Source organism: Cupriavidus sp. 10L43_2, assembly GCF_056395265.1.
Window position 1 is genome coordinate 67481 of the sequence record NZ_JBFTJE010000026.1, and the last position, 10600, is coordinate 78080.

Consider the following 10600-nt stretch of genomic DNA (forward strand, 5'->3'; position numbering starts at 1 on the left):
CGGCTCAGGAATTGAGGGAGGAGCCTTCGCCGCCCCAGGACGGCGGCAGGCCGTCCAGCACCGCGTGGGCGTCAAGTGATCGGATCGGCACGTGGCTATCGGCTGGAATCCGCCCTTCGCCCTGCAGCATCAGGTAACGCAAGCAGCACACACGCAGGAATGACGCGAAATTGGCCGACAGCGACACTTCGCCGCGATGCTCGGCCAGTTCGTCATGGAGCCGGGTCAGCAACTGGTTGACCGTCATCGCGTCGCGCTGCGCCAGTTCCTCCAGCACTTCCCAGAACAGGTTTTCCAGGCGGATGCTCGTGGCCACGCCGTGCAGCCGCAGCGAGCGGGACTGGGTCTGGTAGGAATCGGGATTGGCCCGGACGAAGATCTCGCACATCGGCATGCCTCCTGCGACGGCGGCGCCGGGGGCTGGCGCCGCGTTCGGAAGGCTCTACTGTACGTCGACTGGATGACTACTGGGTGATCCGGGTCCCGAGCACGGTCAGGAACTGGGCCAGCCATGCCGGGTGGGCCGGCCACGCGGGCGCGGTGACGAGGTTGCCGTCGGTATGGGCCTGATCGACCGGAATATCGGCGTACTTGCCGCCCGCCAGCCGGACTTCCGGCGCACAGGCCGGGTAGGCGGAGCAGGTGCGGCCTTCGAGCACGCCGGCCGCGGCCAGCAACTGGGCGCCGTGGCAGACCGCCGCGATCGGCTTGTTCGCCGTGGCGAAGTGGCGCACGATCTCCAGCACGCGGTCGTTCAGGCGGAGGTATTCGGGGGCGCGGCCGCCCGGAATGACGATTGCGTCATACGCAGCCGGATCGACATCGGCAAACGTCGCGTTCAGCGTGAAATTGTGGCCGCGCTTCTCGGTGTAGGTCTGGTCGCCCTCGAAGTCGTGGATGGCCGTGGCGCAGTGGTCGCCGGCCTTCTTGTCCGGGCAGACGGCGTGGACCACGTGGCCCACCATCTGGAGTGCCTGGAAGGGCACCATCGTTTCGTAGTCTTCGGCGAAGTCGCCAACCAGCATCAGAATTTTCTTGGCCATTGCAGTCTCCTGTATGGTTACGGGTGTCCGGAGCCGGTCCAGGCCGGCCGGGCCATTGTGCGGCGGCCCTGCGCGGGGCGGGTGGTAGCCCGTTACCGCAGGCGGCACGCGATTTCCATTTCGACGCAAATCCCCATGGCAGATTCCCTCATCCAGTCCCCCGACCTCGGCGACGTCACCGGTTACCTGCGTGACCGCATCCGCACCGTGCCGGACTGGCCCCAGCCCGGCGTGATGTTCCGCGACATCACCCCGCTGCTGCAGAACCCCAAGACCCTGCGCGTGCTGATCGACGTATTCGTGCACCGCTACATGGACCAGGAGCTGGACCTCGTGGCCGGCATCGACGCGCGCGGCTTCATCCTCGGCTCGATCATCGCGTACGAGCTGAACCTCGGCTTCGTGCCGATCCGCAAGAAGGGCAAGCTGCCGTTCCAGACCGTGGCCGAGGAGTACGAGCTCGAGTACGGCAGCGCCACCGTGGAGATCCACGCCGATGCCTGCAAGCCCGGTGATCGCGTGCTGCTGGTCGACGACCTGATCGCCACCGGCGGCACCATGATGGCCGGCCGCAAGCTGCTGGAGCGTCTGGGTGCGACCGTGGTGGAGGGCGCGGCGATCGTCGACCTGCCTGAACTCGGCGGCTCGAAGCTGTTGCACAAGAGCGGCCTGCCGCTGTTCACGGTCTGCAATTTCGAGGGCCACTGAGCCCTGCGCCCGCGCCCGCCGTTGTTTTCCCCTCCATTGCCGGGTCCGGGGGCGCGGCGCATAATGCCCCCTTGACAACAACATGATGACCGGGCGGAGCCTCGATTGCTGACATCGGCACCGGTCACGAAGGAATAAGGACGCGCAATGGGCGTACTTCTCCATCTTCTATCTGGCGTGGCGCTCCTGGTCTGGGGCACCAACATCGTCAAGGTCGGCATCCTGCGCGTGTATGGCGCCAATCTGCGCCATGTGCTGTCAGTCAGCGTGTCGAACCGCTTCACGGCTTTCGCGGCCGGGCTCGGCGTGACCGGGCTTGTGCAGAGCAGCAACGCCACCGCCGTCATCGTCAGTTCGTTCGTGGGACAGGGCCTGATCGCCGTGGCGCCCGCGCTCGCCATCATGCTCGGCGCCAACGTCGGCACCGCGCTGATGGTGCAGGTCTTCTCGATGGACCTGTCGTGGCTCTCGCCGCTGCTGATCTTCGTCGGCGTGATTCTCCACCTGAGCTGGAAGGGCAGCCGCCCCGGGCACGTGGGCCGGGTGCTGATCGGGCTCGGGCTGATTACGCTCGCGCTGGAGCTGATCTCGATCGCCACGCGCCCCGTGGTGCAGGCGGCCGGCGTGAAGGTGCTGTTCAGCACGCTGACCGGCGATGCCGCGCTCGACATGCTGATTGGCGCGGTGCTGACCATCCTCTGCTATTCGAGCCTGGCCGTGGTGCTGTTCTGCGGCGCGCTGGCGTCGGCGGGCGTGGTGTCGATCCATGTGGCGCTGGCGCTGGTGCTCGGCGCCAACCTGGGGTCGGGGATCTCGGCGCTGCTGACCACCTCGGGCAACAACCAGCCGGGCAAGCGCGTGACGCTGGGCAACCTGCTGTCGCGGCTGCTCGGGTGCGTGATCGCGCTGCCGCTGCTGAACCAGGCCGAGGAACTGCTGGCGCTGGTCAGCACCGACCCGCAGCGGCTCATCGTCAATTTCCACCTGCTGTTCAACCTGGCGCTGGCCGCGCTGCTGCTGGGGGCCACGGCGCCCCTGGCGCGGATCTGCGAGGCCATCCTGCCCGGCCGCAACACCGGCGACAGCCAGGTCACGCCGCGCCACCTCGACCCCGCCGCGCTGCCCACGCCCACGCTGGCGCTGTCCAATGCCGCGCGCGAGGTGCTCCGCATCGGCGACCGCATCGAGCAGATGCTGGACAACATGCTGCGCGTGCTGCGCACCAACGACGCCAAGCTCGCCACGGCCACCTGCCGCATCGACAACGAGGTGGACGACCTCTACACGGCCATCAAGCTGTACCTGACCCAGATCAGTACCGAGGCGCTGGACGAGCACGACGGCCAGCGCTGGACGGAAATCATCTCGCTGACCATCAACCTCGAACATGCGGGCGACCTGATCGAACGGGTGATCCTGGACGCCAAGGACAAGAAGATCGCCCACAACCTGGCGTTCTCCGAGGCCGGCATGCAGGAGATCACCGAGATGCATGGCCGACTGGTGGCCAACCTGCGCCTGGGTTTGTCGGTGTTCCTGAACGGGGATATCCGCAGCGCCCAGCAGCTGATGGGCGAGAAGGCCAACTTCCGCGAACTGGAGCGGAAGTACGCGCGGACGCATTTGCAGCGCGTGGCGGTGCAGACGACGGAGAGCATCGAGACCAGCTCGCTCCACCTGGACGTCATCAGCGAAATGAAGCGACTCAACTCGCTGTTCTGCGCCACGGCCTACCCGGTGCTGGAGCAGGCCGGGCTGATGAACCGCAGCCGGATGAAGGAAGACCCGCCCGCCGGCGTGACCGGTGTGCCGGAAGCCCAGACGCGGTAGCGCGCCCGGGGTGCGGTCTTATCCCCGCTTGAGCAGCGGGGCGAGGTACTTGCCAGTGAAGCTGGCGCGGCTCTTGGCCACGGTCTCGGGCGTGCCCTTGGCGATCACCTGCCCGCCGCCGGCGCCGCCTTCGGGGCCCATGTCCAGCAGCCAGTCGGCGGTCTTGATGACATCCAGGTTGTGTTCGATGATCACCACCGTGTTGCCCTGGTCGCGCAGCTTGTGGATGACCTTGAGCAGCAGCTCGATGTCATGGAAGTGCAGGCCCGTGGTCGGCTCGTCGAGGATGTAGAGCGTGCGGCCGGTGTCGCGCTTGGACAGTTCGAGCGACAGCTTCACCCGCTGCGCCTCCCCGCCAGACAGCGTGGTGGCCGACTGGCCCAGCCGGATATAGCCCAGCCCCACATCCAGCAGTGTCTGCAGCTTGCGGCGCACCACCGGCACGGCGCTGAAGAACTCGTGGGCCTGCTCCACGGTCAGGTCCAGCACCTCGGAAATGCTCTTGCCCTTGTAGAGGACTTCCAGCGTCTCGCGGTTGTAGCGCTGGCCGTGGCAGACATCGCACGGCACGTAGACGTCGGGCAGGAAGTGCATCTCCACCTTGATCACGCCGTCGCCCTGGCAGGACTCGCAGCGGCCCCCCTTCACATTGAACGAGAACCGGCCCGGATCGTAGCCGCGCTCCTTGGCCGACGGCACGCCCGCGAACAGCTCGCGGATCGGCGTGAACAGGCCGGTGTAGGTGGCGGGGTTCGAGCGCGGCGTGCGACCGATCGGGCTCTGGTCGACGTTGATGACCTTGTCGAAGTGCTCCAGCCCTTCGATATGGTCGTGCGCGGCCGGCTCGGCCGTGCTGCCGTACAGGTGGCGCGCCACGGCGTGGTAGAGCGTGTCGTTGATCAGCGTGGACTTGCCCGAGCCGGACACCCCGGTGATGCAGGTCAGCAGCCCCACCGGAATCTCGGCGGTCACGTTGCGCAGGTTGTTGCCGGTGGCGTTGACGATGCGCAGCAGCCGCTCCTCGTCCGGATTGGCGCGCGTCTTGGGCACCTCGATGCGGCGCTTGCCGGACAGGTACTGGCCCGTCAGCGAGCCCGGCGCCTCCTCGATCTGCGGCGGCGTGCCCTCGGCCACGATCATCCCGCCATGTACCCCGGCACCGGGGCCGATGTCCACGACGTAGTCGCAGGCGCGGATCATGTCCTCGTCGTGCTCCACCACCAGCACCGAGTTGCCGATGTCGCGCAGATGCTTGAGCGTGCCGATCAGGCGGTCGTTGTCGCGTTGGTGCAGGCCGATGGATGGCTCATCGAGCACATACATCACGCCGGTCAGCCCGGAGCCGATCTGGGAGGCCAGCCGGATGCGCTGGGCCTCGCCGCCCGAGAGCGTGTCGGCGCTGCGCTCCAGCGACAGGTAGTCCAGCCCCACGTTGTTCAGGAAGTTCAGCCGCGCAGTGATTTCCTTGACGATCTTGTCGGCAATCTCGCGCTTGGCGCCGTGCAGGTTCAGGGTCAGGAACCACGTCAGCGCGTCGCGCAGCGGCCAGCCGTTGACCTCGTAGATGGCCCGCGCCTGGTCGTCCTCGCCCACCTTCACGTGGCGCGCCTCGGTGCGCAGCCGGGTGCCTTCGCAGGACGGGCAGGGCTGGTTGTTCTGGTACTTGGCGAGTTCCTCGCGCACGGCCGCCGAATCGGTCTCGCGGTAGCGGCGCTCCAGGTTCGGGATGATCCCCTCGAACACATGGGCGCGCACCGTGGTGCGGCCTTTCTCGTTGATATACGTGAACGGGATCTCTACCTCGCCCGAGCCGTGCAGCACCACCTGCTGGACGTTGGCGGGCAGGTCCTCGAACGCGGTATCGGTGTCGAAGTCGTAGAACGCCGCCAGGCTTTGCAGCATCTGGAAGTAGAACTGGTTGCGGCGGTCCCAGCCCTTGATGGCGCCCGAGGCCAGCGAGAGATTGGGGAAGGCCACCACGCGCTTCGGATCGAAGAAGGTGATCTGGCCCAGCCCGTCGCAGCTCTGGCAGGCGCCCATCGGGTTGTTGAACGAGAACAGCCGGGGCTCCAGTTCCTGAAGGGAATACGAGCAGATCGGGCAGGCGAAGCGCGAACTGAACACGTGCTCGTGCCCGGTATCCATCTCCAGCGCGATGGCACGGCCGTCGGCCAGCCGCAGCGCGGTTTCGAACGATTCGGCCAGGCGCTGCTTGAGGTCGGCGCGTACCTTCACGCGGTCCACCACCACCTCGATGCTGTGTTTCTCGGTCTTCTTGAGCTTGGGCAGCGAGTCGATGTCGTAGACCTTCGCCTCGGCCTCATGGGCCGTGCCGCCGCCCGAGCGCACGCGGAAACGCACGAAGCCCTGGGCCTGCATCGTATCGAACAAGTCCGAATGCTCGCCCTTGCGGTCCGCCACCACGGGCGCCAGGATCATCAGCTTGGTGTCCTCGGGCAGGGCCAGCGCGGCGTCCACCATCTGGGAGACGCTCTGCGCCTGGAGCGCGATGTGGTGGTCCGGGCAGTAGGGCGTGCCGGCGCGCGCGAACAGCAGGCGCAGGTAGTCGTGGATCTCGGTGACCGTGCCCACGGTGGAGCGCGGGTTGTGGCTGGTGGCTTTCTGCTCGATCGAGATGGCCGGGGAGAGGCCCTCGATGAGGTCGACATCGGGCTTCTCCATCAACTGCAGGAACTGGCGGGCGTAGGCGGACAGCGATTCGACGTAGCGGCGCTGGCCCTCGGCATAGAGCGTGTCGAACGCCAGCGACGACTTGCCGGACCCCGACAGCCCCGTGATCACGATGAGCTTGTTGCGCGGCAGGTCGAGGTTGATGTTCTTCAGGTTGTGGGTACGCGCCCCACGGATCTTGATTTCTTCCATATACCGATTAGTTGCCCAGCCAGGCCGCCGCTGCCGCCGGGGGCGGACAGGTCGGTCTCACGGAATGTTCAAAGTGCCTTGCACAACGCCTGAAGCGCCGCTCCGACCCAGGCGCCAGGCGGCGGTTCGGCCGCCGCGTGACCCGGAAAGCGCGGGGAAGCAAACCTGCTAATATACCGAACTTCGGTTTCCCGGGTTGCCCGTTGGCCATCCGGCATGCGGACGGGCGCCACATGGCCCACCATCCGGGTGCTTCGCATCGACCGAGTCAGATTTCCATTCACGAGCGCAATGCCGTCGATTCCTTCTTCTCCCCAGCCCGCCAATCTTGCCGACCCGGCCGCCCAGACGGCGCCCGCGCGCGACCGCATGACGAAAAGCGAGTTGCGTGCCAGTCTCTCGCTGGCGAGCATCTTCGCGCTGCGCATGCTGGGCCTGTTCCTTATCCTGCCGGTGTTCGCCGAGTACGCGCGCGGCCTGCCCGACGGACAGGACGCCCAGCGCATCGGCCTGGCCATGGGCATCTATGGCCTGATGCAGGCCTTCCTCCATATTCCGCTGGGCTGGCTGTCCGACCGCATCGGCCGCAAGCCGGTCATGGTGGCCGGGCTGCTGCTGTTCGTGGCCGGCGCGCTGGTCGCGGCGTTCTCGGACACCCTGGCTGGCATCACCATTGGCCGGGCGATGCAGGGCATGGGCGCCATCTCGGCGGCCATCACCGCCTGCATTGCCGACCTGACGCGCGAGCGCCATCGCACCAAGGCCATGGCGATGGTCGGCGGCAGCATCGGGCTGACCTTCGCGCTCTCGCTGGTGATTGCCTCGCCGCTGCTGAAGAGCATCGGCATGTCCGGCATCTTCGGGCTGATGGCGGTGCTGGGCGTGCTGGCCATCGGCGTGACGCTGTTCCTGGTGCCGGCCCCCCCGCCGCCGCATCCGGTGCGCATGCCGTTCCGGCAGGTGCTGCTGAATGCGGACCTGATCCGCATGAACGTGGGCGTGCTGGCGCTGCACGCCAGCCAGGTGGCGATGTTCATGGTCGTGCCGGCCATGCTGGCCGACGCCGGTATGCCGCTGGACCAGCATTGGAAGGTCTACCTGCCCGTGGTGCTGGTCTCCTTCGTGCTGATGCTGGGGCCGATGATGGCTGCCGAGCGCTATGGCCGGGTGCGCCCGGTGCTGCTGGCCTCGGTGGCGCTGATGACGGTGGTGCAGCTGTTGTTCGCGGCGGTGCAGGGCCTGTGGCCGATAGTGGGTGTACTGCTGCTGTTCTTTGTTGCATTCAACGTGCTGGAGGCCATGCAGCCGTCGCTGGTGTCGCGCTACGCGGCGGCCGGGCGGGGCGCGGCGCTGGGGGTTTACAACACCACCCAGGCGATGGGGCTGTTCCTGGGCGGTGTGGTGGGCGGCTGGCTGCTCAAGCACGAGGGGCGCAGCGCGGTATTCCTCGGTTGCGCGGCCGTGCTGGTGCTCTGGCTTATAATCGCGTGGAGCATGAAGGCGCCACCGGCCCGCGGGCAGGAGGGTGCGTCGGCAGTGGCGGGTTAGACACACTTGTTGTCATATCCGTAGCAGTCCGAAACGCTTTTTCGTCTTAACGGGGTTAGCATCTACACGCGCCCGACCGGATATCCGGGGGCGCGTGATGTCGTTTACCGTGTTGTCGTTTACGTCCTGTGACGGACGACCCACAAGCAAATCAGTCATGCCGTGCCGCCGCAGGGAAGCGGGGCGCGGTTCTTGGAGAACATTTACATGGCATCGGTCAACAAAGTCATTCTCGTCGGTAACCTGGGCGCCGACCCGGAAACCCGCTACATGCCCAGCGGCGACGCCGTGACGAACATTCGCCTGGCGACGACCGATCGCTACAAGGACAAGCAGTCCGGCGAGTTCAAGGAAGCCACCGAGTGGCACCGCATCGCGTTCTTCGGCAAGCTGGCGGAGATTGCCGGCCAGTACCTGAAGAAGGGCTCGTCGGTCTATATCGAAGGCCGCATCCGCACGCGCAAGTGGCAGGACCAGGCTGGCCAGGACAAGTACAGCACCGAAATCGTCGCGGACCAGATGCAGATGCTGGGCGGCCGCTCGGCGGGCGGCGGTGAGGAAGGCAGCTTCGGCGGCGGTGGCGGCGGCTACAGCCGCGAGGCCCAGGGCGGCGCCGGTGGTGCTGGCGCAGGCGGTGGTGGTGGCGGCTACGGCGGCGGCCGTGCCCAGGGCGGCGCCCAGGGTGGCGGCGCACAAGGCGGCGGTCAGCGCCGCCCGCAGCAAAGCCCGTCGAACGGCTTTGAAGATATGGATGACGATATTCCGTTCTGATCCTCTGTCAGCCGTTCTTGTGAAGAAAAACCCCGCAATGCGCGGGGTTTTTTTATCTGCGGCATCGGCGCCTGTGTCGGATGGCAGCGTGGCTGGTCAGGAACCGTCCGGTGAACTAGCGCGACTGGCGCCCGGATCGTCGTGCAGTCAGCCCGTCCAGCACCGTCGCCCACGCGAAGGGGCGCGGATCGGCCAGCATGCTCATGGCGCGCGCGTAGTCGAGCGTCAGGCCGGGCGTCCACGCCATGGTGGTAGCGCGCTTGCGCAGATGGGCGGCAACCCACAGTTCCGGCGTCAGAAGCAGCCGCAACAGCGGCCACCAGCCATCGAGGCGCGCCCAGACGCGCGCGGCGGCGCCCTCCAGCGCGGCGTCCAGCGCTTGCGCCACGGTACTTGAGCAGTTGCGGTGCGTCAGGTTGTAGGTGGTGTTCTGCCGATCGTCGTGCCAGAAGGTTCGCAGGCGTTCGGCATCGTAGTTGCGAATGCGCACCTGCACCGTGGACGGACACCACGCGCTTGATTCGGTGGGATAGTCCGGCTGGAACAATCCGGGCACGTCGTTCTCGCGCGTGGCGCGCAGCAGGCGAGCAAAATCGTCCGGAGAGCGGTCGATCTCGACGGCCGGATAGAGGCTGATATAGATCCCCTCCGGCGACTCCAGCGCGGCATGGCCCGTCGAAATGACGCCGTCGCGGTCCACGGCGGCGATGTAGCGGTCGATGATCGGCTGGCGCTGCGCCTCGGCCTTGGCGGTGCCCACCGGCGTCCACACATGAACGATCAACGCGCGCTCGTCTGCGGCAGGCGGGCCGCGCCATGTCGTCAGCCGCCGTCTGGCAGCCCCGTCCGACGTGAACGCCGGATCATCCCTCGAGCCAGGACCGGCGGGCAGACGCCGTACGCGCGACGCCAGCAGCAACATGTTCCAGCCGCCGAAGATCAACCCGAGCCCCACGCAGTACGGCACCGTGCCAACGTAGTGAGTCGGATAGGGTTGGATGAAGAAGATGGCAAACGCGATTTCGAGCAGGCCGCCGGCCATTGCCAGACGCCAGGTGCGAAAGCGCACGACATGCGCCGAAGCCACCTGCAGCAGGCCATCGGCAAGAAACAGCGTGCCAAAGATCAACGACAGGATCATGTGGCCATGGTGATGGCCGGCCAGCACGAGAATCGCCGCCACACTGAAGGCGACGCCCTTGACGTAGCGCAGCGTCCGCTGCCCGCCCATGCCGGTCGAGGCCACGGCCAGCGTGGCCAGTCCTTCGAGCAGCAGCAGCCAGGCGAAGGGCTCGATCGGAAAATCGAGTTTGCCGTCCAGCGCATCGACGAACAGCACGGTGCCCACCACCATGCTGACCGCCCCGGCCCAGGCCAGCCCCTTCCATCGGGTACGCAGGTAATCGACTCCCAGCAGCAGCATCAGCAGGCGGACCATCGGCAGCTCCGGCGCCGTGTCAAGAACGGCTCGGGTGGAGTCTATCGTGCAAAAGCGCGGTGGAAAAATCAAATTTCAAAAAATTTGAATAACTACGTGAGACTTCAGCGGATTTACGTCACTTATCGCCCCGTATAGTTCATCCCATCGCAACGCCACAACAAAACAACGGCGAACAGCGAAAAGCAATAAAACTGAATGAATCAACCTTTAGCTACCGGAGAAACCACCATGTCGAACGCCAACAACGCCAAGCTGCAAGTCCTGACCCCGCGCAACAGCCAGCTGATCATCATCGACCACCAGCCGCAGATGGCCTTCGGTGTGCAGTCGATGGACCGCCAGACCATGAAGAACAATGTGGTGGGCCTGGCCAAGG

Annotated in this window: 8 protein-coding genes and 1 pseudogene; 5 read left to right on the forward strand and 4 right to left on the reverse strand. The window is 66.3% G+C overall.

The window, feature by feature from the left end; genetic code table 11:
- Positions 1-4: 4 nt before the first annotated feature.
- Together AC1DEL_RS26200 and AC1DEL_RS26205 are read right to left on the reverse strand one after the other, a co-directional pair.
- Complete coding sequence (locus tag AC1DEL_RS26200; RefSeq protein WP_092291706.1) at positions 5-388, reverse strand: ribbon-helix-helix domain-containing protein; 384 nt, start codon at positions 386-388, stop codon at positions 5-7.
- 76 nt (positions 389-464) lie between these two features.
- Entirely contained in the window at positions 465-1043 is a 579-nt protein-coding gene (locus AC1DEL_RS26205) for a DJ-1/PfpI family protein (protein ID WP_092291708.1), read from the reverse strand.
- A gap of 135 nt (positions 1044-1178) precedes the next feature.
- Between AC1DEL_RS26205 and AC1DEL_RS26210 the strand changes: the two genes are divergently transcribed.
- The gene (locus tag AC1DEL_RS26210; protein WP_092291710.1) at positions 1179-1751 is read left to right on the forward strand and encodes an adenine phosphoribosyltransferase; all 573 of its coding nucleotides are present in this window, start codon (positions 1179-1181) and stop codon (positions 1749-1751) included.
- A 147-nt stretch (positions 1752-1898) separates the two neighbouring features.
- Complete coding sequence (locus AC1DEL_RS26215; protein ID WP_092291712.1) at positions 1899-3581, forward strand: Na/Pi cotransporter family protein; 1683 nt, start codon at positions 1899-1901, stop codon at positions 3579-3581.
- A gap of 18 nt (positions 3582-3599) precedes the next feature.
- Here the strand turns inward: AC1DEL_RS26215 and uvrA are convergent, their stop codons facing one another.
- Entirely contained in the window at positions 3600-6464 is a 2865-nt protein-coding gene (uvrA, locus tag AC1DEL_RS26220) for an excinuclease ABC subunit UvrA (RefSeq protein ID WP_092291714.1), read from the reverse strand.
- Positions 6465-6755: 291 nt separating this feature from the next.
- On the opposite strand from uvrA, the gene AC1DEL_RS26225 reads away from it, so the two are divergent.
- The gene (locus AC1DEL_RS26225; RefSeq protein WP_441593629.1) at positions 6756-8012 is read left to right on the forward strand and encodes an MFS transporter; all 1257 of its coding nucleotides are present in this window, start codon (positions 6756-6758) and stop codon (positions 8010-8012) included.
- 207 nt (positions 8013-8219) lie between these two features.
- Positions 8220-8783, forward strand: a complete 564-nt coding sequence (locus AC1DEL_RS26230) for a single-stranded DNA-binding protein (protein ID WP_092291718.1) — start codon at positions 8220-8222, stop codon at positions 8781-8783.
- A gap of 115 nt (positions 8784-8898) precedes the next feature.
- Here AC1DEL_RS26230 and AC1DEL_RS26235 read toward each other — a convergent pair whose 3' ends face one another.
- On the reverse strand, positions 8899-10221 hold the full coding sequence (locus AC1DEL_RS26235) for an HdeD family acid-resistance protein (protein WP_441593628.1): 1323 nt from the start codon (positions 10219-10221) through the stop codon (positions 8899-8901).
- A 231-nt stretch (positions 10222-10452) separates the two neighbouring features.
- Between AC1DEL_RS26235 and AC1DEL_RS26240 the strand changes: the two are divergent.
- A pseudogene (locus AC1DEL_RS26240) lies at positions 10453-10600 on the forward strand (hydrolase); the annotation flags it as partial.

Bases quoted from the DNA above. Each gene is read 5' to 3' on its own strand.
- AC1DEL_RS26215 (WP_092291712.1), top strand. From the start codon at position 1,899: ATGGGCGTACTTCTCCATCTTCTATCTGGCGTGGCGCTCCTGGTCTGG.
- AC1DEL_RS26225 (WP_441593629.1), top strand. From the start codon at position 6,756: ATGCCGTCGATTCCTTCTTCTCCCCAGCCCGCCAATCTTGCCGACCCG.
- uvrA (WP_092291714.1), bottom strand. From the start codon at position 6,464: ATGGAAGAAATCAAGATCCGTGGGGCGCGTACCCACAACCTGAAGAAC.
- AC1DEL_RS26200 (WP_092291706.1), bottom strand. From the start codon at position 388: ATGTGCGAGATCTTCGTCCGGGCCAATCCCGATTCCTACCAGACCCAG.
- AC1DEL_RS26210 (WP_092291710.1), top strand. From the start codon at position 1,179: ATGGCAGATTCCCTCATCCAGTCCCCCGACCTCGGCGACGTCACCGGT.
- AC1DEL_RS26205 (WP_092291708.1), bottom strand. From the start codon at position 1,043: ATGGCCAAGAAAATTCTGATGCTGGTTGGCGACTTCGCCGAAGACTAC.
- AC1DEL_RS26230 (WP_092291718.1), top strand. From the start codon at position 8,220: ATGGCATCGGTCAACAAAGTCATTCTCGTCGGTAACCTGGGCGCCGAC.
- AC1DEL_RS26235 (WP_441593628.1), bottom strand. From the start codon at position 10,221: ATGGTCCGCCTGCTGATGCTGCTGCTGGGAGTCGATTACCTGCGTACC.